The following is a 25,404-nucleotide window of genomic DNA, read 5'->3' on the forward strand; positions in this document are numbered from 1 at the left end:
TCGATCACGATGGTGGTGTATGCGGTGGCGGCCGATGCGTCGATCATCCGCATCTTCCTGGCCGGCTTCCTGCCCGGCCTCCTGCTGATGCTGCTGTTCTCCGGCTACATCGCCTGGTGGAGCCTCGCGAATCCGCAGCGCGTGCCGCCTGCCGAGGCACCCACCAGCCTGGCCGAGAAGCTGCGCCGCTCGGGCAGCCTCATTCCCTGCGGCCTGCTGATCGTGTTCATCGTGTGGGTGCTGGTGGCCGGCTGGGCCACCGCCACCGAATGCGCCGCCTATGGCGTGCTCGGCTCGCTGCTCATCGCGGCCGCCAGCCGCAACCTCACCTGGCGCAACTTCTGGGAAGGCCTGCAGAGCGCAACCCGGGTGAGCTGCATGATCATGTTCATCCTCGCGGGGGCGGCCTTCCTCACCAAGACCATGGCCTTCACCGGCATCCCGCGCGAGCTGGCCGAGTGGGTCGACAGCCTGCAGCTGAGCCCCTATGCGCTGATCGCCGCACTGGTGCTGGTGTACCTCGTGCTCGGCACCGCGCTCGACGGCATCAGCATGATCGTGCTCACCTCGGCGGTGGTGCTGCCGATGATCCAGAAGGCGGGCTTCGACCTCATCTGGTTCGGCATCTTCATCGTGCTGCTGGTCGAGATCGCCGAGGTCACGCCGCCGGTGGGCTTCAATCTGTTCGTGCTGCAGAACATGACCGGCAAGGACAGCAACACCATTGCCCGTGCCGCCGTCCCCTTCTTCCTGTGCCTGGTGGTCTGCATCGCGCTCATCACGCTGTTCCCGGGCATCGTGACCTGGCTGCCCGACGCGGTGATGGGCCGCGAGCGCTGAGAAGGCGCCGCAAAGCGGCGCTATTCAGGCCTTCGTGCCGCCCCGGCCTGCCTAGCATGCAAGGTGGACGACCGACCGTCCGCCCTGCCCGAGCCAGCCCATGTCCGACCTTTCGCCGCAGCCCCTGATGTGGACCTTCCGCAAGCCGGAAGGCGCCGAGCCCGAGAAGGCCCGGCACGCCAGCTACCGCTGGCCCACGCCGCCCTTCGCCAGCTACCCGGCCGCCCAGGAGCAGCGCATGGCCGAAGCCTGCGAGATCGAAGGCCTGAACGGCAAGCTCACCCGCGGGCGGCTCATCTTCTTCGTGCCCGACGAAGGCGTGGCCCATGTGCAGGTGCCGCCGGCCCGCACCACGCTGCCGCTGCGTTTCTCGCAGTTCCGGCAGATCACCATCACCGAGCCGCTGGAGCCCGGCGGCGGGCCCAGGGGTGGCGACCCGCATGCCGACATGCTGGGCCATCGGCCGGTCTCGACCTTCCGGGTGCTGCTGGCGGGCGGCGGCGAGCTGGCCGGCCAGACCATCGGCCATGTCGAAGCCGATTTCGGCCTGTTCCTGTTTCCGCCGGCCGACGACGGCCTCAGCGGCCGCATCCAGCGCATGTTCGTGCCGCGCGAGAACTACACCTCGTTCGAGCTGGGCCCGCGCATCGGCGAAATGCTGGTGCAGGCGCAGGCCGCGACGCCCGAGCAGGTGGAGCAGGCGGTGGACATGCAGCAGCAGCTGCGCAGCCAGAAGCTGGGCGACATCCTGGTCACCAGGCACGTGGTCTCGCCCGAGCAGCTGCTGGCCGCCATCGAGCAGCAGAGCAGGATGCCGATGGTGCGCATCGGCGAAGCGCTGATCGCGATGGAGCTCATCACCCAGGCGCAGCTCGACGATGCGCTGGCCGAGCAGAAGCGCGACCGCAGCGTGCCACTGGGCGAGCTGCTGGTGCGGCTCAAGCTGGTGTCGCGCAACGACCTGCAGGCCGCGCTCGCGCGCAAGATGGGCTACCCGGTGGTGGACCTGAAGCACTTCCCCATCGAGCCGGAGGCCCTGCGCAAGGTGGTGTATGCCATGGCCGCCCGCCTGAAGGTGCTGCCGCTGCTCGTGCGCGACGGCTCGCTGGTGGTGGCCATGGAAGACCCGGGCGCGCGGGTCACCATCGACGAGCTGGAGTTCGCCTCGCAGATGAAGATCGTGCCGGTGCTCGCCAGGCACGGCAGCATCGACGAGGCGGTGCGCGGCGCCTACGAGAAGATCGGCGCCGACGTCTCGGGCCGCTTCAACCTCAACCTCGCCGCGCCCATCGAGTTCACCCCGGTGGACAGCAACGAGCTGGTGGCCTCGCTCGAGAAGGAAAACGAGGCCAACTCGGTCCAGCTCGAGGAAGACCGGCAGATCGAGCAGAGCGACAACTCGCTGGTGCGGCTCATCAACCAGATGATCATCGAGGCCCACACCCAGGGCGTCTCGGACATCCACATCGAGAGCTACCCGGGCCGCGACAAGATGAAGATCCGCTTCCGCAAGGACGGCATCCTGCGCCCCCACCTCGAGCTGCCGCACAACTACCGCAGCGCCGCCATCGCGCGGGTCAAGATCATGGCCGACCTCGACATCTCCGAGCGTCGCAAGCCGCAGGACGGCAAGATCAACTTCGCCAAGATCTCGCCGCAGCACAAGATCGAGCTGCGGGTGGCCACCATTCCCACCGCCAACGGCCTGGAAGACGTGGTGATGCGCATCCTGGCCTCGGCCAAGCCGCTGCCGATGGACAAGCTGGGCCTGTCGCCCTACAACCTCGCGAACCTGAAGCAGGCGATGGAGCGGCCCTACGGCATGGTGCTGTGTGTCGGCCCCACCGGCTCGGGCAAGACCACCACGCTGCATTCGGCGCTCAGCCACATCAACGTGCCCGAACGCAAGATCTGGACGGCCGAAGACCCGGTGGAAATCACCCAGCCGGGGCTGCGCCAAGTGCAGGTGAACGCCAAGATCGACTGGACCTTCGCCAAGGCGCTGCGAGCCTTCCTGCGCGCCGACCCGGACGTGATCATGGTCGGCGAGATGCGCGACCAGGAAACCGCCAGCATGGGCATCGAAGCCTCGCTCACCGGCCACCTGGTGCTTTCGACGCTGCACACCAACAGCGCGCCCGAGACGGTGACACGCCTGCTCGACATGGGCATGGACCCCTTCAACTTCGCCGACTCGCTGCTGGTGGTGCTCGCGCAGCGCCTGGTGCGCCGGCTGTGCAGCCACTGCACTGTCGCCCGCGAGGCCACGACCGACGAGGTCGACGAACTGATGGCCGACTGGCTGCATGTGTGCCCCCCCGGCGACGCGCGCTTCTCGCGCGACGCGGTGATGAAGGAATGGCTCGAGCGCTTCGGCCGCGACGGCAGGCTGATGCACTTCCACGGGCCGGGCTGCGAGAAGTGCGGCCACACCGGCCACAAGGGTCGCGCCGGCCTGCATGAGCTGATGGCCATCAGCCGCGAGCTGCGGCGCCTCATCCAGACCGGCGCACGCGCCGAGGAGCTGCAGCAGACGGCCCTGCGCGAAGGCATGCGCACGCTGCGGCAGGACGGCATCGAGAAGGTGCTGATGGGCGTGACGAGCATCGAAGAGGTGCGGGCGACCAGCAACGTGTAGCCTGTGCGGCGTCACGCGGCGTCACGCGGCGTTCGCGGCGCTGTCATGCCGCCTTCATGGCCCGCCCTTACCTTGGCGGGCCATGAAGATCACCGTCTTCGGCGCAGGCTACGTGGGGCTGGTGACGGGCGCCTGCCTGTCCGAGATGGGCAACCATGTGGTGTGCCTCGACGTGGATCCCCGGCGCGTGGCCCTGCTGCAAGGCGGCGGACTGCCGATCCACGAGCCCGGCCTGCAGGAGATCGTGTCGCGCAACATGGCCGGCGGGCGGCTGCAGTTCACCACTGGTGTGGAACATGCGGTGGGCCACGGAACCCTGCAGTTCATCGCGGTGGGCACGCCGCCCTGCGAGGACGGCTCGGCCGACCTGGGCCAGGTGCTGGCGGCGGCGGCCCAGATCGGCCGGCACATGACCGACTACAAGGTCGTGATCGACAAGAGCACCGTGCCGGTGGGCACCGGCGACCAGGTGCGCTCGGTGGTGCGCGCAGAACTGCAGCGCCGGGGCCTGCAGGTGGATTTCGCGGTGGTCTCCAACCCGGAGTTCCTGAAGGAAGGCGCCGCCGTGTCCGACTTCATGCGGCCCGACCGCGTCGTGGTGGGCGGCGACGACGAGCGCGCGCTGCTGCTGATGCGCGCGCTGTATGCGCCCTTCGTGCGCAACCGCGACCGCATGCTGATGATGGACCTGCGCAGCGCGGAGTTCACCAAGTACGCCGCCAACGCGATGCTGGCCACGCGCATCAGCTTCATGAACGAGCTGTCGCACCTGGCCGAGCGGCTGGGTGCGGACATCGAGGCGGTGCGCCTGGGCATCGGCTCCGACCCGCGCATCGGCTCGCACTTCCTGTATGCCGGCTGCGGCTGGGGCGGCTCGTGTTTCCCCAAGGACCTGCAGGCCCTGATGGCCACCGCCCGCGAGGCCGGTGCCCCGCTCTCGCTGCTGCGCGAGGTGGAGGCCATCAATGCCCGGCAGCGGCTGGTGCTGGCCGACAAGATCGTCGAGCGGCTGGGCCCGGACCTGGGCGGCCTGACCTTCGCGGTGTGGGGCCTGGCCTTCAAGCCCAACACCGACGACATGCGCGAGGCCCCCAGCCGCACGCTGATCGCCGAGCTGGCCCGTCGCGGCGCCCGTGTGCAGACCTATGACCCGGTGGCCATGAAGGAGGCACAACGCGTGCTCGACGGCACGCCGCGGCTCGCCTTCTGCGAGTCGGCCCATGCCGCACTGCACGGCGCGCAGGCGCTGGTGATCGTCACCGAATGGAAGGAATTCCGCACGCCGGACTTCGACGGCATCCGCGCGGCGCTGCAGCAACCGCTGGTGTTCGACGGCCGCAACCTCTACGAACCGGAACTGATGCGCAGCCTCGGCTTCGAATACCACTGCATCGGGCGCCCTGGCGTGGCACCGGGCGCCTGCGAGCTGCTGAGGGCGGCGTAGGCGCTCCCGGCAGGCTGCTAGGGTCAACCACCCTGCGCTGCCGCAGCGATTGGCCTAGCATGGCCGGATCGTCCACGGCACAAGGCAGCACATGGCCATGAGTCCGAGACATTCCGTAGCAGCCCGGCGCGGCGATCTGGTCGCGCCGCTGGCGGCGTCCATGCTGCCGCGCGATCCTGCCCACCTGCAGCGCATCGAAGCGTCGCACCTGCGCTGCACCACCCAGGGCCTGAGCCGCATCGAGTCGCTCGACCTCGCCCGGCTGCCGCGCGCCGACCTGGCGACGGCGCGCGAGCGCAACCAGCGGCTGTTCACCCACGCGGCGCCGGTGATGGACCTGCTGCTCGAGCAGATCGTCAACACGCAGAGCATGGTGGTGCTCACCGATGCGCGCGGCACCATCCTGCATGCGGTGGGCGACGACGACTTCCTCGAGCGGGCAGCGAAGGTGGCGCTGGCGCCCGGCGTGAACTGGTCGGAGCCGTCGAAGGGCACCAACGCGATCGGCACCGCGCTGGTCGACGAGCTGCCCACCCTCGTGCATGCCGACGAGCACTACCTGCATGCCAACCACTTCCTCACCTGCTCGGCCACGCCCATCGTCGATCCGCGCGGCCATGTGCTGGGCGTGCTCGACGTGACCGGCGACCACCGCTCCTACCACCGCCACACCATGGGGCTGGTCAAGATGTCGGCCCGCATGATCGAGAACCACTGGCTGGCCGACGACTTTCGCCACGTGCTGCGCCTGCACTTCCACACCCGGCCCGAATACCTGGGCACGCTGATGGAAGGCATCGTCGCGGTGGGCGACGACGGCCGCTGCCTGGGGGCCAACCGCAGCGCCCAGGAGCTGCTGCAGCTGTCGGCGCTGGCACTGCGCATGCACCCCATCCAGGCGCTGTTCGGCGTTTCGGTGGGCGAGGCGATCGACTTGGCCCGCCGGCCCCTGCCGGTGCCGATGACCATCACCCGGCCGGGCGGCACGGTGCTGCATGTGCAGAGCCACTACGGCCGGCCTGCGCAGCGCGAAGCGGCGTTGCCGGCAGCGCCGCCGCCGGCAGCGGCCAGCCTGGCGCCGGCCGGCCCCGCGCCGCTCGGCCTCGACGACTTCGACACCGGCGATGCCCGCATGCACACCGTCGTGCACCAGCTCAAGCTGCTGCTCGACAGCACGGCGGTGCCCCTGCTCTTCTGCGGCGAGACCGGTACCGGCAAGGAGTGGCTGGCCCATGCGGTGCACCATGCCTCGCGCCGCCGGAGCCAGCCCTGGCAGGTGCTGCGCTGCGCCGCCCTGCCGCCCGGGCAGCTCGAGGCCGTGTTGCAGGCGGCGCTGTCGCGCACCGAAGGCGGCAGCCTGCTGCTCGACGACATCGAGGCGTTGCCGCTGCCGTTGCAGGGGCGGGTGGTCCACGGCATCGCGTCGGACCCCGGCCGGGCGGTGTTCGCCACCACCCGCTGTGATCTGCATGCGCTGGTGCGCGAAGGCCGGTTCCGCGACGACTTGCTGTTCCGGGTCGAAGGCCTTGCCCTGCAGCTGCCGCCGCTGCGCCGGCGCACCGACATCGTCGCCCTGGCCGGCGCAGTCCTCGCCAGGGTGTGCGGCGAAAGTCGGGCGCCGGCGATCAGCCCCGCGTTGCAGGACGTGCTGAAGCGGCTGGCCTGGCCGGGCAACCTGCACCAGCTTGTCCATGCGCTGCAGGTGGCGGTGCAGCTGGCCGGTGATGCGCCCGTGCTGCTGCCCGAACACCTGCCGCCTTCTCTGCTGCAAGAGGCGGAACCAGCGCCGCAGCAGGCGCTGCGCACAGGGGCGGCGGCCACCTTGCATGACGTCGAGATGGCCAGCGTGCATGCAGCGCTCGAACAGGCGCAGGGCAACGTGTCGGAAGCAGCACGCCGCCTGGGCGTGAGCCGCAACACCATCTACCGCAAGCTGCGGGGCACCGCTAGGCCGCGCAGGACCTGAAGCCGCAGAACAGGTCGTCGCGCACCAGGGGCGCACTGGCGCGGTGGCGCGGGTGCTTGAGCCGCCCGCGTGTCGCGAAGGAGGCGCCACGCAACGCCTGGTGCGTGCCGAACTGCGGCGCCTGCAGGCGCCAGGGCGCCACGGCGAAACCCGCGTAGGCCCGGTAGGGCGTGGCCGTCCATTCCCACACCTCGCCCCATCGGAAACCGCGGCTGGCCAGCGTGCTGGCGGCGAGCTCCCATTCCACCTCGGTCGGCAGGCGTCGCCCGGCCCAGCGGCACCAGGCCTGTGCCTCGTGGGCGCTCACATGCAGCACCGGCTGCTCGAGCGGCACGCGCGCCAGCCGGCCGAAACGGTGCGCCATCACGCCCTGGCGCAGCTGCTCCACATGGCGGGGGCAGCGCCGCGCCTCGGCCTCTATCCAGTCCCAGCCCTCGCCGGTCCACCAGCGGCGCTCGTCGTAGCCGCCGTCCTCGACGAACTCGGCATATTGCGCCCAGCACACCGGCTGCGCATCGATCTCGAACTCCGGCACGGCCACCTCGTGGGCCGGCTGCTCATGGTCGAAGGCGAAGCCGCCGGGCCCGGTGCCGAGCTGCCAGCGCCGCGCCGGCACGCTCAGGGCGTCGCGCAGCGGCACCGCCTGCGGCGCCGGCGGCACCGGCACCGCGAAGCCGAGCGTCTGGGCCATGCGCACAAGCGCCTCGCCGACGCCGTCTTCATAGAGCACGGCGAGCCGGTAGAAGTAGAGGGTGTCATCGCCGTCCTCGGTGCCGGCCAGCAGGTCGAGCGTGGTCTCGAGCGTGTCGACCAGGTAGTGGCGGGTCGCCTCGAGGTCGGGCAGGTCGAGGTCCCAGCGCCGGATGGGCAGCGCCGAACGCGGGTCGTACCAGCGGTCGGCCGAGGACTCGATGGAGGCGAGCTTGGGCCGCGAGGGATCGCAGGCAGCGCCGCGATGGCGCTCCACGTTGCGCGCGATCCAGAACTCCTGGAACCAGCCCAGGTGGCCCAGCAGCCACAGCGGCGGCTCCAGCTCGGGCCGCTTGGGCACCACGAAGCCGCGCTCCGCCAGCGCCGCTTCGTAGGCCGCGAACAGGCGCAACGTATGATTGCGCGCGTCCATCAAGGCCAGCGACAACAGCTCGCGCCCTGCCGTGCGTATGGCCGGCGTGTCAACGGCTGCAGCGGTGTCGAGGGCAAACATCCCGCGCATTGTGCATCGCGCACCCCATCGCAACACCAGCATGAACAGCGCCCCTACCTCCCCGGCCCTTCCTCCCCGGCTGACCTCTCTGTCGCACGGCGGCGGCTGCGGCTGCAAGATCGCACCCGGCGTGCTGTCGCAGATCCTGAAGGACACCGCCCGACTGCCCATGCCGCCCGAACTGCTGGTGGGCATCGAGACGGCCGACGATGCGGCGGTCTACCGGCTCAACGACGAGCAGGCGCTCATCGCCACGACCGACTTCTTCATGCCCATCGTCGACGACCCGTTCGATTTCGGGCGCATCGCCGCCACCAATGCCATCTCCGACGTCTATGCGATGGGCGGGCGGCCGATCATGGCGCTGGCGCTGGTGGGCATGCCGATCAACGTGCTGCCGCACGAGACCATCGCCCGCGTGCTGGCCGGCGGCGAAAGCGTGTGCCGCGCGGCCGGCATCCCGATCGCCGGCGGACACAGCATCGACTCGGTCGAGCCGATCTACGGGCTGGTGGCCCTGGGCCTGGTGCACCCGTCGCGGGTGAAGCGCAATGCCGATGCGGAACCCGGCGACCGGCTGGTGCTGGGCAAGCCGCTGGGCGTGGGCGTGCTGTCAGCCGCCCTGAAGAAGGAAAAGCTCGGGGCCGAGGGCTACCGGCAGATGATCGACACGACCACGCGGCTCAACACGCCGGGCATTGCGCTGGCCGAGCTGCCCGGCGTGCATGCACTGACCGACGTGACCGGCTTCGGCCTGGCCGGCCACGCGCTGGAGCTGGCGCGCGGCGCGGCCTGCACGGTGCGGATCGACTGGTCGGCGGTGCCGGTGCTCGAAGGCGTGCGTGAACTGGCAGCGCAGGGCCTGGTGACCGGCGCCTCGGGCCGCAACTGGGCGAGCTACGGCGCCGAGGTCAACCTGCCGCAGGGCTTTGCAGACGTGGAGCGTGCGCTGCTGACCGATCCGCAGACCAGCGGCGGGCTGCTGGTGTCGTGTGCGCCCGAGGCGGTGGACGAGGTGCTGGCGGCGTTTCGCCGCGACGGGTTCGAGCGGGCGGCGGTGATCGGAGAGGTGCTGGAGGGATCGGCCGGCCTCGAAGTCATCTAGACGCAGCCTGGTGACGGCACGGCGGTCGCCTTGAGTGTCATCGCTTTGGGCCGCCGCGCCGGGCCGCTCCCAAGCCGGCCCGCATCCCCCCGGGGGATCGGCCGGCGTACTCGCCGGACGAGGGGCCGTCATTCCCTCTCGATGATGGCGAATGCCGAGTGGTTGTGTATCGACTCGAAGTTCTCGACCGTCGCGCGATAGCGCCCCACGCGCGGGTCCGCATTCAGGCGCAACGCCACGTCCCGCACCAGGTCCTCGACGAACTTCGGGTTCTCGTAGGCGCGCTCGGTGATCCACTTCTCGTCGGGCCGCTTGAGCAGGCCCCAGATCTCGCTCGACGCGCTTTCTTCGGCGAAGCGCACCAGTTCGTCCCAGCCGATGGCCTGCTTGAGCTCCACGCGGATGGTGACGTTCGAGCGCTGGTTGTGCGCACCGTAGTCGGAGATTTCCTTCGAGCAGGGGCACAGGCTCTTCACCGGCACCACCACCTCGGCCCAGATGCGGGTCTCGCCGGCGCGGCGCTCGGCGATCCAGGCGCCCTGGTAGTCCATCAGGCTGGCAACGCCGGACACCGGCGCCAGCTTGCGGATGAAAAACGGGAAGCGCGCCTCGATGCGGCCTTCGCTCGCGTGCAGCCGCTCGAGCATGGCCGCCAGCTCCTCGCGCAGCGCGCCGGCGTCCAGCGGCTTGTTCAGGCCGTCGAGCCAGGCCACGAAGCGCGACATGTGCGTGCCCTTCTGCTCGGCCGGCAGCGCCACGTCGAGCGACCAGGTGGCCACGGTGGGTGACACGGTTTCGCCCACGCGCAGCTGCAGCGGATAGCGCAGGTCGCGCACGCCCACACGCTGGATGGCGAGGTGGCGTTCGTCGCGCTCGCTCTGGGTGTCCGGGATCTGCAGGACCGGCGTCAGGGGATGGGTCAGGTCGTTCATACGCAATGTTGGGCGGCACCTTGGGGCCAGGGGCCTCGGGCCGCGTCGCTCCGCCAGGGCGCCAAGGATCGCATCGTTCGCCTGCCCCCGTCTCGCGCGGGGGCTATGGGAAATTCGGGGCGATAGCTGGGTTAACCGTTGACGGCGGCCGGGCGCACCAGCGCGAGCTTGCCGCCGAAGCGCTTGAGCACCGACTGCTCGATGCCCGCGGCATCGAGCCCGCACAGCGCCAGGATCCTGGCCGGGTCGCCGTGCTCCACGAATTCGTCGGGCAGCCCGAGCATCAGCATCGGGGTGGTGATGCCGGCGGCATGCAGGGCTTCGGCCACCGCGCTGCCGGCGCCGCCCATGGTGCAGCCTTCCTCGACCGTCACGATGGCTTCGTGGCTGCGGGCCAGCTCCTTCACGAGCTCGACATCGAGCGGCTTCACGAATCGCATGTTGGCCACCGTCGCGTCGAGGCGCTCGGCTGCCTGCAGCGCCGGATACAGCACCGTGCCGAAGGCCAGGATCGCCACCCGCTTGCCATGGCGGCGCACCTCGCCGCGGCCCCAGGGCAGCTCGGTGAGTTCGGGTTGCACCGCCACGCCCGCGCCGCTGCCGCGCGGGTAGCGCACCGCCACCGGATGGTCCTGCCGGAATGCGGTGGTGAGGGCCTGGCGGCACTCGTTTTCATCGGCGGGCGCCAGGATGCTGGTGTGCGGGATGCAGCGCAGGTAGGCAACGTCGTAGGCGCCGGTGTGGGTGGCGCCGTCGGCGCCCACGATGCCGGCGCGGTCGAGCGCGAACACGACCGGCAGTTTCTGGATGGCCACGTCGTGGATCAGCTGGTCATACGCACGCTGCAGGAAGGTGGAGTAGATCGCCACCACCGGCTTGAGCCCCTCGCAGGCAAGGCCGGCCGCGAAGGTGACCGCATGCTGCTCGGCGATGCCCACGTCGTGGTAGCGCTCCGGGAAGCGCTTCTCGAACTCGACCATGCCGGAGCCTTCACGCATGGCCGGTGTGATGGCGACCAGCCGCTTGTCGGCTTCGGCCATGTCGCACAGCCACTGGCCGAACACCTGGGTGAAGGTGGGCTTGGGCGGCGTGGCCGGCTTCTGCAGGCCCACCGCCGGGTCGAACTTGCCGGGGCCGTGGTAGTTGATCGGGTCGGCCTCGGCCAGCTTGTAGCCGTAGCCCTTTTTCGTGACCACGTGCAGGAACTGCGCACCCGGCTTGTCGCGCAGGTTCTCCAGCGTGGGGATCAGCGCATCGAGGTCGTGGCCGTCGATCGGGCCCACGTAGTGGAAGCCGAACTCCTCGAAGATGGTGCCGGGCACCACCATGCCCTTGGCATGCTCCTCGAAGCGGCGCGCCAGCTCGAACAGCGGCGGCGCGTTCTTGAGCACGGCCTTGGCGCCTTCGCGCGCGGCGCCGTAGAAGCGGCCGCTCATGAGCCGGGCGAGGTACTTGTTGAGTGCCCCCACCGGCGGCGAAATCGACATGTCGTTGTCGTTGAGCACCACCAGCATGTTGGGCACCCTGCCCGCATGCGGCATGCCGCCGTTGTTGAGCGCCTCGAAGGCCATCCCGGCCGTCATGGCGCCGTCGCCGATGATGGCCACCGTGTGGCGGTTCTCGCCCTTGAGCTGCGCGGCCGTGGCCATGCCCAGCGCGGCGGAGATCGAGGTCGACGAGTGGGCGGTGCCGAAGGTGTCGTACTCGCTTTCGTCGCGGCGCGGAAAGCCGCTGATGCCGCCGAGCTGGCGCAGTGTGCTCAGCCGGTCGCGCCGGCCGGTCAGCACCTTGTGCGGATAGGTCTGGTGGCCCACGTCCCACACCAGCCGGTCATGCGGGGTGTCGAAGACGTAGTGCAGCGCGATGGTGAGCTCCACCGTCCCGAGGTTCGACGACAGGTGGCCGCCGGTCTTGGAGACGCTCTGCAGCACGTAGTCGCGCAGCTCCGAGGCCAGTTGCTGGAGCTCGGCGCGGCCCAGGCGCTTGAGGTCGGCCGGGCTGTCGATCGTGGAGAGCAGAGGGTGGTTCATCATCGCGTTCAGGATTGGCGGTCGACGACCTTGTCGGCCAGCAGGCTCAGCCACACCACGTCGACCAGGCCGCTGCGCACCAGGGCCGCCTGGGCCTGTTCGCGCAGCTCTCCGGCGTAACGGGAGGCCCGCTCCAGGCCCATGAGGGACACGTAGGTCGGCTTGTTGTTGTCGGCATCCTTGCCGGCGGTCTTGCCCAGCGTTTCGGAGGCCTGGGTGACGTCGAGGATGTCGTCCACCACCTGGAAGGCCAGCCCGAGCACAGCGCCGTAGTCGGACAGCGCCTCCCATGCGGCCGGCGTGGTGTCGCCGCAAGCGGCGCCCATCAGCACGCTGGCCTGCAGCAGCGCGCCGGTCTTGCGGCGATGCATGTCGCGCAGCGCCTGCTCCGACAGGGGCTGGCCCACGCTGGCGAGGTCGACCGCCTGGCCGCCGGCCATGCCGGCATGGCCGGCGGCACGGGCCAGCAGCCCGCACAGGCGGGCCTGCAGCTGCGGCGGCACCAGGCCGCCCTCGGGCGTGAGCACCTCGAAGGCCAGCGCCTGCATCGCGTCGCCGGCCAGCATGGCGCGGGCCTCGCCGTACTGCACGTGCACCGTGGGCTTGCCTCGCCGCAGCACGTCGTTGTCCATGCAGGGCATGTCGTCGTGCACCAGCGAATAGGCGTGGATGAGCTCCACCGCGCAGGCGGCGCGCATGGCGGCCTCGCGCTGGCCATGGACCGCCTGGGCCGCGGCGAGCACGAGCAGCGGGCGCAGGCGCTTGCCGCCGTCGAGCACGCCATAGCGCATCACCTCGCCGAGCCCGGCGGGCGTCTGCGCGGGCACGAAGGCATCGAGCGCGGCCTCCACCGCATCGAGCTCGCTGCGGGCCCAGGATTCGAAAGCGTCGCGTTTCATCGGCTAGGTAAGCGTCGTCGCGTCGACAGGGCCTAGACCTCGGTCCAGGGCCTGAGCTGGCCGTCTTCCAGCACCTTGACCTGCTGCTCGACGGCTTCCAGCCGCCCGCGGCAGAAGTTCAGCAGCTCGGCGCCACGCTTGTAGCTGTGCAGCAGCTGGTCCAGCGGCAGCTGGCCTGCCTCCATTGCCGCAACCAGGCGTTCCAGTTCGGCCAGGGCGTCCTCATAGGTCGCCGGTTCGGCCGCCGAGGCGGAAAGAGAGCTGTTCGACATTTCGTTTTGTGAAAGCGCGATTGTAGTCAGCGGCCATGCCCCGACGTAGTGCCGCACGCCCTCCTTTTGGGGATAACACTCCAACCGGCCTGGCACCGGAGCGACCTTCTGGCCCACCGCACCCGCGTGGGTACAATCGCCGGTTCGCCTGTGGCGTCCCGTCTCACCCAATTGCCGTGCCCAGAACGCAGGCTCGGCCGGGTGGGGGTTTGACATCGGTTTTTGGAGATCCTGGGGATCATGTCCGACCTGAGCATCACGCTGGAAGCCCTCGAACGCAGCCGCACGCAGCTGCCCGTTTCGAGCTATTTCGATGACGATCTTTACCGGCGGGAGCTCGAACTCATCTTCCATGGCGGTCCTCGCTACCTGGGGCACGAACTCTCGGTGCCCGAGGTCGGCGACTATCACACGCTGTCGCACGAAGGCGAAGGCCGTTCGCTGGTGCGCACGCCCAACGGCGTGCAGCTCATCTCCAACGTGTGCCGCCACCGGCAGGCCGTCATGCTCAAGGGACGCGGCAACACGAAGGCCAACATCGTCTGCCCGTTGCACCGCTGGACCTACGACCTCGAAGGCCAGCTGGTGGGCGCGCCGCACTTCGCCGACGACCCGTGCCTGCACCTGAACAACTACAAGCTGCGCAACTGGAACGGCCTGCTGTTCGAAGACAACGGCCGTGACATCGGCGCCGAGCTGGCCGGCCTGGGCCCGCATGCCGAACTCGACTTCAGCGGCTACGTGTTCGACCGTGCCCACCTGCACGAGTGCGACTACAACTGGAAGACCTTCATCGAGGTCTACCTGGAGGACTACCACGTCGGCCCGTTCCACCCCGGCCTCGGCAACTTCGTGACCTGCGAAGACCTGCGCTGGGAGATGGGGCGCAACTACTCGGTGCAGACGGTGGGCGTGGCCAATGCCGGCGGCCAGGCGCTGGGCCGTCCAGGCTCCGAGGTCTACCGGAAGTGGCATGACGCACTGATGAACTTCCGCGGCGGCACGGCACCCTTGCAGGGCGCCATCTGGCTCACCTACTACCCGACGGTGATGGTCGAGTGGTATCCGCACGTGCTGGTGGTGTCCACGCTGCATCCGCGCGGCCCGCAGAAGACGCTCAACGTGGTGGAGTTCTTCTACCCCGAGGAGATCCATGCGTTCGAGCGCGAGTTCGTCGAAGCGCAGCAGGCTGCCTACATGGAGACCTGCGTCGAGGACGACGAGATCGCCCTGCGCATGGACGCCGGTCGGCGTGCCCTGATGGAGCGCGGCGACAACGAGGTCGGCCCGTACCAGAGCCCGATGGAAGACGGCATGCAGCACTTCCATGAGTGGTACCGCAAGGTCATGGGCCCCCCCCTGTAGCGCCTTCGGCGCTCCCCCTCGAGGGGGCGACGCCGGCGGACCGGCAAAGCCGGATCCGCGGCGTCCACTGGCTCGCTGCGCCTCAATGGTGCTGCTGCACCGGATAGGAACCTGCTCTCCACATGTCCGCACCCCTGCTGATGCTCCTGGCCACCTTCCTGTTCGCCAGCATGGGGGTGTGCGTCAAGCTGGCCTCTGCGCTCTACGGTGCGGGCGAGATCGTGATGTACCGGGGCCTGGTGGGTGCGGCGATGATCGCCACGCTGGCGCGCGTGCGCGGCGGCAGCCTCGCCACCAGCGTGCCGGGCATGCACTTCTGGCGCAGCCTCACCGGCGTGAGCGCGCTGTGCCTGTGGTTCTACGCCATCGGCAACCTGCCGCTGGCCACCGCGATGACGCTGAACTACATGTCGTCGGTGTGGATGGCGCTGTTCCTCATCGGCGGCGCCGTCATGCTGGGCGGCTCGCGGGTGGATGCGAGGCTCATCGGCACCGTGCTGGTCGGCTTCGTCGGCGTGGCGCTGATCCTGCGGCCCACCATCGAGCGCGACCAGCTCTGGCACGGCTTGATGGGTCTCCTGTCGGGCATGCTGTCGGCCATGGCCTACCTCCAGATCACCGCCCTGGGCCGCGTCGGCGAACCCGAGTACCGGGTGGTGTTCTATTTCTCGCTGGGGGGCGTGGCGGCCGGCGCGCTGGTTACGCTGGCCACCGGCGGGCTGCATGCCCACAGCCTCTACGGGGTGGCGCTGCTGCTGGCGGTGGGCGTGTCGGCCACCGTGGCGCAACTGCTCATGACACGCGCCTATGCCATCGGCAAGACCCTGGTCAACGCGAGCATGCAGTATCTGGGCATCGCGTTCTCCTGCCTGTATGGTGTGCTGCTGTTCGACGACCCGCTCACCTGGATGGCGCTGGGGGGCATGGTGCTGGTGGTGGCGGCAGGCATTGGCGCCGCGCGCCTGCGCCTGGCCGTGGCGCCCAAGGACGCTCCCAACTCGACGCTGGAATCATGACCGCGATGCCTCATTTCCCCACCCCGCTGATCGACGCCGCAACGCTGCACGGCCTGAAGGCCGCCGGCACGCCGCTGGTGCTGCTGGACGCCACCTTCGACCTCACCGATCCGGCCGCGGGTGAACGCGCCTACGCGCAGGGACACCTGCCGGGGGCGCTGTACGTGCATCTCGACCGCGACCTGAGCGCTCCCAAGACCGGCCGCAACGGCCGCCACCCGCTGCCCGACCGCGAGACCTTCGCCGCCACGGCCGGCCGCCTGGGCATCACTCCGGTGACGCCGGTGGTGGTCTACGACCGCCAGGGCGGCATGTTTGCCGCACGCGTCTGGTGGATGCTGCGATGGCTGGGCCACCCGCTCGTGGCAGTGCTCGACGGCGCGGCGAACGCCTGGGCCGAAGCAAGCCTGCCGCTCGAGTCCGCCACCGTCGTGCCGCGCGGCGCGCCGCCCTACCCGGCGCGCGAGCCGCTGGTGGCCATGGTCGATGCCGGCACGCTGCAGCAGCAGCTCGGCAAGGTGCGGCTCGTCGACGCCCGGGCGCCCGAACGCTTCCGCGGCGACATCGAGCCGCTCGACCCTGTGGCCGGCCACATCCCTGGCGCCCTGAACCGCCCCTTCATCCTCAACCTCGGCAGCAACGGCCGCTTCAAGCCGGCCGAGCGCCTGCGCGAGGAGTTCGCGCTGCTGCTGGCAGGCCGCCCGCCGGCCGAGGCGGTGCACCAGTGCGGCTCGGGCGCCACCGCCTGCCACAACCTGCTGGCGATGGAAGCCGCCGGGCTCACCGGCGCGGCGCTCTACCCCGGCTCATGGAGCGAGTGGTGCGCCGATCCGGCGCGTCCGGTGGCCAAGGGGTAGTCCTGGGCCGACGGCCGCTCGGTGGAATCGCTGACAAAGATCAAGCTGCACAAACGGCGAGTGCCGGAGCATCATCGAAGGACCGCACTCCCGCGTGTCCGCTGATGGAGGTGAGCATGTACCGCCACATTCTCGTTCCCACCGATGGCTCCGAGATCACCGCGAAAGCCGTCTCGGCCACCGTGTCCCTGGCCCGGACGCTGGGCGCGAAGGTCAGCACGCTGGCCGTGAAGGAGCCCTTCCCCTACAGCGCCATTTCCGAGATGCAGCCCGTGCCGCCGCAGGAGTTCTACGACACCCAGCAGCAGATCGCCGCGCGCCACGTCGACGCGGTGAAAAGTGCATGCGCCGAGGCGGGCCTGGCCTGCGACGCGCACACGGTGGAAGCCCTGCACCCCTGGGAAGCCATCATCGAACATGCCAAGACCCAGGGCTGCGACCTCATCGTGATGGCCTCGCACGGCCGCCGCGGCATGAGCGCCCTGCTGCTCGGCAGCGAAACCCAGAAGGTGCTCACGCACACCACCATTCCGGTGCTGGTGGTTCGATAGCCTTTCCTTTCAGCAGTGACTGGTGATCAGTGACCAGTGACAGGTCACTGATCACTACCCACGAGCGCCTCTCGCACGGCTGCGACTTGCCGGCGCGACACCGCCAGCCATTCGTCGGTGGGACTCACCCGCACCGCCCAGCCTTCGGCCGCTTCGTCCTCGCCGGGCGTTTCGAGGGGCCGGCGCTCGAGTGCTCGTACGGCGCGGCGCGCCACCAGGGCATTGCGGTGCACGCGCAGGAAGTCCGCCCCCAGTCGATGCTCCAGGTCGGTGAGCGCATCGTCGAGCACATAGGTGTGCACGGCGGTTCGCAGCGTCACGTACTTGAGCTCCGCCTTGAGATACAGCACCTCGTGCACCGGCACGCGCACGATGCGGCCGCGGTCGCTGACCACCAGCATCGGCTCGTCGCCTCCGGCCGCCGGCACGGGCGTCGCCTTGGCACGGCGCTGCGCCACGCGCGCAAGCGCCGCCTGCAGGCGCTCGCGCCGCACCGGCTTGGTCAGGTAGTCCACCGCGTCGAGCTCGAAGGCCTTGAGCGCATGTTCGGCATGCGCGGTGACGAACACGACGGCCGGCGGGTTGGCCTGGAGCTTCAGTCGCGCTGCCAGCTCCGTGCCGACCAGGCCGGGCATCTGCACGTCGAGCAGCAGCACGTCGGCACTGTGCATCGCCAGCCAGGCCAGCGCCTGGGAGGCGTTGGGGGCCTCGGCCACCACCTGGGCCGGCGGATCCACGCAGTCGGCCACCAGCAGCTTCAGGCGCGAACGCGCCAGGTCCTCATCGTCAACGATCAGCACACGCAGCATCGAACCTGCTCCTCCCTGGTTGATTGTTCTACAGCGGTACGACGATCTGAACGCGATAGGTGTCGCCCTGAACGCCGGCCTCGAACTGCGCGGCCACGTCGTGCATGAGGCGCAGCCGCTCGCGCACGTTGCGCAGCGCGATGCCATGGCCGGGCAGGCCGGGCACAGCGGGCAGCGTATTGGTCACCGACACGACGGCATGGCCTCGCTTCACGCGGCTGCGCACGCGGATGACACCGCCTGCCGGGGCTGGCTCGATGCCGTGCTTGACGGCGTTCTCGACCAGCGGCTGCAGCAGCAGAGGCGGCAGTTTCGCATCGTCAGCCCCTTCGTCGAGCTCCCATTGCACCTTCAGCCGGTCGCCGAAGCGGATCTGCTCGATGGCCAGGTAGCGCTGCGCCAGCTCGACCTCCTCGCCGAGCGTGACCGGTGCATCGCCATGGGTGAGTGCCACACGGAACAGCTCCGACAGGTCTTCCAGGACTGTTTCCGCGCGCCCGGGGTCCAGCCGCACCAGGGCGATGGCCGTGTTGAGCGTGTTGAACAGGAAGTGCGGCCGGATGCGCGACTGCAGTTCGGCCAGCCTCGCGGCGGTGGCCGCAGGCAATGCACCCCGAGCCCGCAGGCGCAGCCAGTGGAAGATGGCCGCCGAGATGGCGGCCCCCGCCAGCAGCGGCGCGATCCAGCGCCACTCGTCCAGGGGCATCACGCCGGACAGCTGCAGCTGCCACCAGCCATACAAGCCGCAGAAGGCGCCCAGCGCCACTGCGGCGACCCATTGCCAGCTTTCGGACAACCTGGTCAGACGCGTCTTGCCCACGCAGGCCACCACCAGCCACAGCAGCACCGCAGGCAGTGCGACGGCCGACGCGGTGGCCACGCCGATGAACCAGTCGACGAGGTCGCCGCTCACGAACGCCACGCCGATGGCCACCACGCCGTGCACGAACAGCACCGCACGCAGCACCACGCCGACGTGGCACACGTCGAAAGGCGAGCCGGGCCCGAGCGGGCCGGCCGCCGGCAGCGCATCGAGGATGGTGTTGCCGAAAGCCGTGCTGCCGCGCAGATCGCCCGGGCGGGTGTGAGGGTCCAGCGTGGAGGAAGCGGTCTGCTCGGGCATGGGGTGTGGGGCTACCTACAATCCATTGTCTCCAACCCCCACCGGGCGCCGCAAGCGGTATGGTGACCGCTTGTTCTCGGCACCTGCGCCGCCCGTCCAGCCATCATGAGCAGCAACCAACTCGACAAGAAGGCGCAAGCCTGGTCCGCCCTGTTTTCCGAGCCGATGAGCGAGCTCGTCAAGCGCTACACCGCCAGCGTCGATTTCGACAAGCGACTGTGGCGTGCCGACATCCAGGGCAGCCTGGCGCATGCCGAGATGCTGGCGGCGCAGGGCATCATCAGCGCCGACGACCATGCCGCCATCCAGCGCGGCATGGCCACCATCACGCAGGAGATCGAATCCGGCAGCTTCGAATGGAAGCTCGACCTGGAGGACGTGCACCTCAACATCGAGGCCCGCCTCACGCAGCTGGTGGGCGACGCCGGCAAGCGCCTTCATACCGGCCGCTCGCGCAACGACCAGGTCGCCACCGACGTGCGGCTGTGGCTGCGCGCGGAGATCGACGCGCTGGCACCGCTGTTCACCCAGATGCAGGCAGCCCTCGTCGACGTGGCGGAGCGCAACGTCGAGACCATCCTGCCCGGCTTCACCCACATGCAGGTGGCGCAGCCGGTGAGCTTTGCGCACCACCTGCTCGCCTACGTGGAGATGTTCAAGCGCGACGCCGAGCGCCTGGCCGACGTGCGCAAGCGCGTGAACCAGCTGCCGCTGGGCGCCGCAGCGCTGGCCGGCACCAGCTACCCGCTGGACCGCGAGCGCGTGGCGCGCACTCTGGGCTTCGAAGGCGTGTGCCAGAACAGCCTCGATGCGGTGAGCGACCGCGACTTCGCGATGGAATTCGCCGCGTTCGCCTCGATCACCATGGTGCACGTCTCGCGGCTGGCCGAGGAGATCGTGCTGTGGATGAGCCAGAACTTCGGCTTCATCGACCTGGCCGACCGCTACTGCACCGGCTCGTCGATCATGCCGCAGAAGCGCAACCCCGACGTGGCCGAGCTCGCGCGCGGCAAGAGCGGCCGCGTGGTGGGCCACCTGATGGGGCTCATCACGCTGATGAAGGGCCAGCCGCTCACCTACAACAAGGACAACCAGGAAGACAAGGAGCCGCTGTTCGACACGGTGGACACCCTGCGCGACACCCTGCGCATCATGGGCGAGATGGTGGGCGGCATCACGGTGAAGGCCGAGGCGATGGAGCGCGCGGCGCTCAAGGGCTATGCCACCGCGACCGACCTGGCCGACTACCTGGTGAAGAAGGGCCTGCCGTTCCGCGACGCGCACGAGGTGGTGGCCCACGCGGTCAAGCAGGCGTTGCAGCAAGGCGTCGACCTTGCGGAGCTGCCGCTGGCCACGCTCCAGGGCTTCCATGCCGCCGTCGGCGCCGACGTGTTCGACGTGCTCACGCTGCGCGGCTCGCTCAACGCCCGAGCCGTGCTGGGCGGCACCGCGCCGGTGCAGGTGCGGCAGCAGATCGCCCGGCACCGGGCGCGGCTCGGCGCCGCCTGAGCCCCCCTCCCTGGGGCCGGCCCCGCGACGCACTTCCACGCAGTCGCGGGGCTGCGCTTCGGCACGCCGGCCGGTGTAATGCGGCGCAGCCTGCATCCGTTGCGGTGTCCGCTGCGTAGTTCCGCCCATGTCCCTGCCCCGCCTCGTTCTCGCCGCCCTGGTGGCGCTTTGCGTGCTGCTGGCGCTGGCCGCCTCTGCACCGTCGCGCGCCCTGAGCGTGCTGGTGCCGCAAGGCAGCCACGTCCTCACGCCCGACATCTTCTACGGCACCGACCCGCGCCAGCGCTTCGACCTCTACCAGCCGGACGCCGGCACTGCGGCTCCCGACGCCGGCTTTCCGATGGTGGTGTTCTTCTACGGCGGCTCCTGGACGCAGGGCCGCAAGGCCGACTACCGGTATGTCGGCGAAGCGCTCGCATCCCGGGGCATCGTCACCGTGGTGGCCGACTACCGGCTGTACCCGCAGGTGAGCTACCCGCAGTTCCTGAACGACGCCGCGATGGCCCTCGCCCAGGCGATGCGCCGCGCCAGCCACTGGAAGGTGGATGCGACGCGCGTGTTCGTGATGGGCCACAGCGCCGGCGCCTACAACGCCGCAATGCTGGCGCTCGATCCGCGCTGGCTCGCGGGGCAGGATCTTTCGCCGCGGCAGCTGGCCGGCTGGATCGGCCTGGCCGGCCCCTACGACTTCCTGCCCATCCGGAGCGCCACGGTGCAGCCGGTGTTCCACCACCCCGACACACCGGCCGAATCGCAGCCGCTGCAGCATGCCGCGCAATCACGACTGCCCGCCTTCCTCGGCGCCGCGCCGTTGGACGAGCTGGTCGATCCGCAACGCAACACGGCGCAGATGGCGGGCCTGCTGCAGGCGTCGGGCGCACCCGTCACGCTGAAGTGGTACGACGGCGCGAGCCACGCCACCCTTGTGGGCGCGTTCGCTCGGCCGCTGCGCTGGATCGCCCCGGTGCTCGACGACGTGGTGCGTTTCGTTCACGCGACACCGAACGCCAATCCGCACGCGGCGCCACCCGGTGCGATGGTGGCCACCCGTTAACCTGCCGCGCATGCAACCGTTGCTGCACGCTGCGCTGGCCTGGACCCTGCCGCTGCTCGGTCTCGCCGCGCAGGCGGGTGAACCGCCCCGCCAGGTCGAGAACTCGCTCGGCATGAAGTTCGTGCTGGTGCCTGCCGGCGAGTTCGTGATGGGCAGCGACGAGTCGCCCGAGAGCCTGGCGCGCGACTACACGCAGTACGAGCGCCGCCGCCTCGAGTCGCTCGGCGACGAAGCGCCGGCGCACAAGGTGCGCATCACGCGCCCCTTCTACATGGGGCAGCACGAGGTAACGGTCGGGCAGTTCCGGCGTTTCCTGGCTGCCTCGGGCTACACGCCGGAGTCCATCACCGACGGTACCGGCGGCTATGGCTACAACCGGCGATACGACCCTGCCGCGTCGGCACGGGGCGATGCCTTCGAAGGCCGCGACCCGAAGTATTCGTGGAGCGCCCCCGGCTTCGCGCAGGGCGATGACCACCCGGTGGTCAACGTGACCTGGAACGACGCCGTGGCGCTGGCGCGCTGGCTGAGCGCCACCGAAGGCGTGGTCCACCGGCTGCCCACCGAAGCCGAATGGGAGTACGCCTGCCGCGGCGGCACCGGCACGCGCTACCAAGGCGGCAACGATCCCCTGTCGCTGCTCAAGTCAGGCAACACCTTCGATGCCGACGCCGCGGTGAACTGGCCGCAATGGCAGGCGCTCGCGCTGCCCGGCCACGACGGCTTCGCCTTCACCGCCCCGGTGGGCAGCTTCGCGCCGAACGCGTTCGGCCTTTACGACATGCACGGCAACGCCTGGGAATGGGTGGCCGACTGGTACGGCGAGCACTACTACGCACGATCGCCGAAGGACGACCCGCAGGGCCCGGACGACGGCTCGGTGCGGGTGCGGCGCGGCGGCTCCTGGCACACCTGGGCGTTGTACGCCCGGGCGTCGTTCCGAAACTGGAACTCGCCGCAGACGCGCTACACGCTGGTGGGGATGCGGCTCGTTCGCGAGACGGGCACGGCCACCGCTGCGGGCACGGCTGGCGGCGCCGGGCGATAACCACCGGCGCCCAGGTTCACCACCACGCCGGTCATCACTTCGCCAGGCAGTCCGTCGCCGCAGGCGCGCACCACCAGGCCGCAGCAGCGCTCGTCCATCAGCGTGCGCAGGTCCACGGCGCCGCGCTCCAGCTCGGCCGCGGTGACACGGTCGACCTGCACGAACACGAAGGCGCGCAGCTCCGGCGGTTCGCCGCGGCTCACCCCGACGAAGGCGCGTTGTGCCGCGTCGGTGCCGAGCACCACACGGGGTTCTGCATTGCGGTCGCTCAGCGAGCGGGACACGGTGATGACGTGCATATAAGGCTCCTGTTCCGTGGCCTCCCAGCCACACGCAGCAAAGAACCAGGGCACGCGTGTCTTGGCCGCCGGCGCGATGGAGGGGTCGAACGCCCCTCGCTGCGCAGGCCCCGCGGTTCATGCGCAGGGCGTGCCTTGTCATTTGTGGTGTCTATCGTATCGAGATGAAACCCTGAGGGAAGGGTTTGCGCCAAGCCGCGAACACGGCCCCGCAGAAGCCGTGACGAAGTTGGCGCTTTGCCGGCACCCTCAGGCGGCGCTCTTGTCGGCAGCGACCCTGGGCGCGCCCACGCCGTCGGCGCGGAACATCGCCTTGATGCCGCGCACAGCCTGCCGGATGCGCGACTCGTTTTCGATCAGCGCGAAACGCACATGCTCGTCGCCCTGGTCGCCGAAGCCGATGCCAGGCGAGACCGAGACCTTGGCCTTGGCCAGCAGCTGCTTCGAGAACTCCAGCGAGCCGAGCGCCCGGTAAGGCTGCGGAATGCGGGCCCAGATGTACATCGAGGCCTTGGGCGTCTCGACCGGCCAGCCGGCTTCGTTCAGGCCCTTCACCAGCACGTCGCGCCGGCTCTGGTAGCGCTCGGCGATGTCCTTCACGCACTGCTGGTCGCCCTCGAGCGCGGCGATGGCCGCCACCTGCACCGGCGTGAAGCTGCCGTAGTCGTGATAGCTCTTGATGCGCGCCAGCGCCGCCACGAGGTCGGCGTTGCCCACCATGAAGCCCACCCGCCAGCCGGCCATGTTGTAGCTCTTGCTGAGGGTGAAGAACTCGACCGCCACGTCCTTGGCGCCGGGCACCTGCATGATCGACGGGGCCTTCCAGCCGTCGAACACGATGTCGGCATAGGCGAGGTCGTGCACCACCAGGATCTCGTGCTTGCGCGCCAGCGCCACCACCCGCTCGAAGAATTCGAGCTCCACGCATTGGGCCGTCGGGTTGGACGGGAAGCCGAACACCATCATCTTCGGCTTGGGGTAGCTGCCGCGGATGGCCTTTTCGAGCTCGGCGAAGAAGTCCACCTCGGGCGACACCGGCACCGAGCGGATGTCTGCGCCGGCGATCACCGCGCCGTAGATGTGGATCGGGTAGCTCGGGTCGGGCACCAGCACCGTGTCGCCGCGGTCGAGCGTGGCCAGCATCAGGTGGGCCAGCCCTTCCTTCGAGCCGATGGTGACGATGGCTTCGGTGTCCGGGTCGATGTCGACGTCGTAGCGGCTCTTGTACCAATGCGAGATGGCGCGCCGCAGCCGCGGGATGCCCTTGGAGGCCGAGTAGCCGTGCGTGTCGGGCCGCTGCGCCGCCTCGGCCAGCTTGGCCACGATGTGCGCGGGCGTGGCGCCGTCGGGGTTGCCCATGCTCATGTCGATGATGTCTTCGCCGCGTCGCCGGGCAGCCAGCCGCAATTCGGCCGTGATGTTGAAGACGTAGGGAGGCAGGCGATCGATGCGGGCGAAGCGGCGCTTGCCCTGGGATGAAGCGGTCATGTGGTGCTCACGTAAGCGCCCGGAACCGTCCGAGCGACGTTGCCGCTTTGCGCGGCGCCGGGCATGCTACCGCACCCGTGCCGCAACGGCACACTCAGGGAATGTGCTCGGCGTCCGCAGGCGGGACCACCCAGCCGTGCATTCGCTCCTCGTACACCGACACACGCGGCGCCGGAAAACTCGGATCGGCGAACGCGCCGACGGGGATGGCCAGGTGGTCCGGCAACCCTTCGAGCTCGTAGTAGACGGTTGATCCGCACTGCGGGCAGAAGTGGAACTTGACCTTCGAGCCTTCGTCACCGACCCGCACGTACAACGACGAGGTGCCCGAAGGCGAAACGTCTTGTCGACGGAACCTGGCCTGCTGGCCGAAGACGCTGCCGGTGCGCCGTTGGCAGGCGAGGCAGTGGCAGATGGACACCCGCAGCGGCTCGCCGGTGACCCGTGCTGTGAGCTGGCCGCAGCTGCAAGCGGCAAGACGTATGGTCATGTCGGTTCACGCGTCGGGCTTGTGGCACACCGCCTCGATGTTGTGTCCATCGGGGCCGATGACGAAGGCGGCGTAGTAGTTCGCGTGGTAGTGCGGGCGCAAGCCGGGCGCACCGTTGTCCTTGCCGCCGGCTGCCAGGCCGGCGCGATGGAAGGCATCGACCTGCCCGCGGGTTTCGGCAACGAACGCGATGTGCAGGTGCGCTGGCCTTTCCTCGGTCTGGCAAAGACACAACGAGGACTTGCCATCCGCACTGAGTTCGACGCCGTAGGAGGGCTCCCCCTCGGAGACGACGGTCACGCCGAGCGGCTCGAGCACCTTGAGGAAGAACGCCCTGCTCGCGGCGTAGTCGCTGACTCCGAACTTCACGTGATCGAACATGGATGTGCTCTCCTGAAGCGTGTGCCCCAACCCCTCACGAAGACAGCATGGACCAGGTGTGCAAGCCGCTGACCACGATCAACG

At 69.5% G+C, this 25,404-nt stretch carries 23 protein-coding genes; 12 read left to right on the top strand and 11 right to left on the bottom strand.

Going from position 1 to position 25,404, the window contains the following annotated elements:
* From E8D38_RS20870 to E8D38_RS20885, 4 genes are all read left to right on the top strand, one after another.
* The coding region (locus E8D38_RS20870) for a TRAP transporter large permease (protein WP_140635180.1) at window positions 1-840 on the top strand (840 nt) is incomplete at its 5' end.
* 100 nt (window positions 841-940) lie between these two features.
* Window positions 941-3,478: a GspE/PulE family protein gene (locus E8D38_RS20875; protein ID WP_140635182.1), complete on the top strand. Its 2,538-nt coding sequence runs from the start codon at window positions 941-943 to the stop codon at window positions 3,476-3,478.
* Between the two features lie 82 nt (window positions 3,479-3,560).
* Window positions 3,561-4,922 (top strand): UDP-glucose dehydrogenase family protein, encoded by a 1,362-nt coding sequence (locus tag E8D38_RS20880; RefSeq protein WP_140635184.1) that lies wholly within the window; start codon window positions 3,561-3,563, stop codon window positions 4,920-4,922.
* Between the two features lie 97 nt (window positions 4,923-5,019).
* A complete protein-coding gene (locus tag E8D38_RS20885) occupies window positions 5,020-6,888 on the top strand; it encodes a sigma-54-dependent Fis family transcriptional regulator (protein WP_246099592.1) in 1,869 nt (622 codons plus the stop codon).
* On the opposite strand, the gene senA is transcribed toward E8D38_RS20885, so the two are convergent.
* Complete coding sequence (gene senA, locus E8D38_RS20890; protein WP_140635188.1) at window positions 6,869-8,092, bottom strand: selenoneine synthase SenA; 1,224 nt, start codon at window positions 8,090-8,092, stop codon at window positions 6,869-6,871. The two genes, E8D38_RS20885 and senA, sit on opposite strands and share 20 nt — an antisense overlap.
* Window positions 8,093-8,132: 40 nt before the next feature.
* Here senA and selD point away from each other — a divergent pair, with 40 nt between their 5' ends.
* Window positions 8,133-9,197 (top strand): selenide, water dikinase SelD, encoded by a 1,065-nt coding sequence (gene selD / locus E8D38_RS20895; protein ID WP_140635191.1) that lies wholly within the window; start codon window positions 8,133-8,135, stop codon window positions 9,195-9,197.
* Between the two features lie 128 nt (window positions 9,198-9,325).
* Here the strand turns inward: selD and folE2 are convergent, their stop codons facing one another.
* The 4 genes from folE2 to E8D38_RS20915 form a co-directional block, all read right to left on the bottom strand.
* Window positions 9,326-10,129, bottom strand: coding sequence for a GTP cyclohydrolase FolE2 (gene folE2 / locus E8D38_RS20900; protein WP_181179315.1), 804 nt, complete (start codon window positions 10,127-10,129; stop codon window positions 9,326-9,328).
* A 131-nt stretch (window positions 10,130-10,260) separates the two neighbouring features.
* Window positions 10,261-12,162: a 1-deoxy-D-xylulose-5-phosphate synthase gene (gene dxs / locus E8D38_RS20905; RefSeq protein WP_140635193.1), complete on the bottom strand. Its 1,902-nt coding sequence runs from the start codon at window positions 12,160-12,162 to the stop codon at window positions 10,261-10,263.
* Window positions 12,163-12,167: 5 nt separating this feature from the next.
* Window positions 12,168-13,058 carry a polyprenyl synthetase family protein gene (locus E8D38_RS20910; protein WP_140635195.1) on the bottom strand — a complete coding sequence of 297 codons (891 nt, stop codon included), beginning with the start codon at window positions 13,056-13,058 and terminating at the stop codon, window positions 12,168-12,170.
* A 32-nt stretch (window positions 13,059-13,090) separates the two neighbouring features.
* A complete protein-coding gene (locus tag E8D38_RS20915) occupies window positions 13,091-13,330 on the bottom strand; it encodes an exodeoxyribonuclease VII small subunit (RefSeq protein WP_140635197.1) in 240 nt (79 codons plus the stop codon).
* 240 nt (window positions 13,331-13,570) lie between these two features.
* On the opposite strand from E8D38_RS20915, the gene E8D38_RS20920 reads away from it, so the two are divergent.
* From E8D38_RS20920 to E8D38_RS20935, 4 genes are all read left to right on the top strand, one after another.
* Window positions 13,571-14,695, top strand: coding sequence for an aromatic ring-hydroxylating oxygenase subunit alpha (locus E8D38_RS20920; RefSeq protein ID WP_140635199.1), 1,125 nt, complete (start codon window positions 13,571-13,573; stop codon window positions 14,693-14,695).
* A gap of 122 nt (window positions 14,696-14,817) precedes the next feature.
* Window positions 14,818-15,711: a DMT family transporter gene (locus tag E8D38_RS20925; RefSeq protein WP_219851818.1), complete on the top strand. Its 894-nt coding sequence runs from the start codon at window positions 14,818-14,820 to the stop codon at window positions 15,709-15,711.
* The gene (locus tag E8D38_RS20930) at window positions 15,708-16,568 is read left to right on the top strand and encodes a sulfurtransferase (protein ID WP_246099593.1); all 861 of its coding nucleotides are present in this window, start codon (window positions 15,708-15,710) and stop codon (window positions 16,566-16,568) included. The genes E8D38_RS20925 and E8D38_RS20930 overlap by 4 nt, the downstream gene beginning before the upstream one ends.
* Window positions 16,569-16,684: 116 nt before the next feature.
* Window positions 16,685-17,119, top strand: a complete 435-nt coding sequence (locus E8D38_RS20935; RefSeq protein WP_140635201.1) for a universal stress protein — start codon at window positions 16,685-16,687, stop codon at window positions 17,117-17,119.
* Window positions 17,120-17,163: 44 nt separating this feature from the next.
* Here E8D38_RS20935 and E8D38_RS20940 read toward each other — a convergent pair whose 3' ends face one another.
* Together E8D38_RS20940 and E8D38_RS20945 are read right to left on the bottom strand one after the other, a co-directional pair.
* Window positions 17,164-17,928 (bottom strand): LytR/AlgR family response regulator transcription factor, encoded by a 765-nt coding sequence (locus tag E8D38_RS20940; RefSeq protein ID WP_140635204.1) that lies wholly within the window; start codon window positions 17,926-17,928, stop codon window positions 17,164-17,166.
* 28 nt (window positions 17,929-17,956) lie between these two features.
* A complete protein-coding gene (locus E8D38_RS20945; protein WP_140635206.1) occupies window positions 17,957-19,051 on the bottom strand; it encodes a sensor histidine kinase in 1,095 nt (364 codons plus the stop codon).
* Between the two features lie 105 nt (window positions 19,052-19,156).
* Between E8D38_RS20945 and argH the strand changes: the two genes are divergently transcribed.
* From argH to E8D38_RS20960, 3 genes are all read left to right on the top strand, one after another.
* On the top strand, window positions 19,157-20,560 hold the full coding sequence (argH, locus tag E8D38_RS20950; protein WP_140635208.1) for an argininosuccinate lyase: 1,404 nt from the start codon (window positions 19,157-19,159) through the stop codon (window positions 20,558-20,560).
* 127 nt (window positions 20,561-20,687) lie between these two features.
* Window positions 20,688-21,614 carry an alpha/beta hydrolase gene (locus E8D38_RS20955; protein ID WP_140635210.1) on the top strand — a complete coding sequence of 309 codons (927 nt, stop codon included), beginning with the start codon at window positions 20,688-20,690 and terminating at the stop codon, window positions 21,612-21,614.
* A 10-nt stretch (window positions 21,615-21,624) separates the two neighbouring features.
* Window positions 21,625-22,662, top strand: a complete 1,038-nt coding sequence (locus tag E8D38_RS20960; RefSeq protein WP_140635212.1) for a formylglycine-generating enzyme family protein — start codon at window positions 21,625-21,627, stop codon at window positions 22,660-22,662.
* Here the strand turns inward: E8D38_RS20960 and E8D38_RS20965 are convergent.
* The 4 genes from E8D38_RS20965 to E8D38_RS20980 form a co-directional block, all read right to left on the bottom strand.
* The gene (locus tag E8D38_RS20965) at window positions 22,581-22,961 is read right to left on the bottom strand and encodes a hypothetical protein (protein ID WP_140635214.1); all 381 of its coding nucleotides are present in this window, start codon (window positions 22,959-22,961) and stop codon (window positions 22,581-22,583) included. The genes E8D38_RS20960 and E8D38_RS20965 overlap by 82 nt on opposite strands.
* 249 nt (window positions 22,962-23,210) lie before the next feature.
* Window positions 23,211-24,449, bottom strand: a complete 1,239-nt coding sequence (alaC, locus tag E8D38_RS20970; protein WP_140635216.1) for an alanine transaminase — start codon at window positions 24,447-24,449, stop codon at window positions 23,211-23,213.
* A 94-nt stretch (window positions 24,450-24,543) separates the two neighbouring features.
* Window positions 24,544-24,939 carry a GFA family protein gene (locus E8D38_RS20975; protein ID WP_140635218.1) on the bottom strand — a complete coding sequence of 132 codons (396 nt, stop codon included), beginning with the start codon at window positions 24,937-24,939 and terminating at the stop codon, window positions 24,544-24,546.
* A 6-nt stretch (window positions 24,940-24,945) separates the two neighbouring features.
* Window positions 24,946-25,320: a VOC family protein gene (locus tag E8D38_RS20980; protein WP_140635220.1), complete on the bottom strand. Its 375-nt coding sequence runs from the start codon at window positions 25,318-25,320 to the stop codon at window positions 24,946-24,948.
* Window positions 25,321-25,404: the final 84 nt, after the last annotated feature.

This window comes from Methylibium rhizosphaerae (assembly GCF_006386545.1).
Lineage (GTDB): Bacteria > Pseudomonadota > Gammaproteobacteria > Burkholderiales > Burkholderiaceae_C > Pseudorivibacter > Pseudorivibacter rhizosphaerae.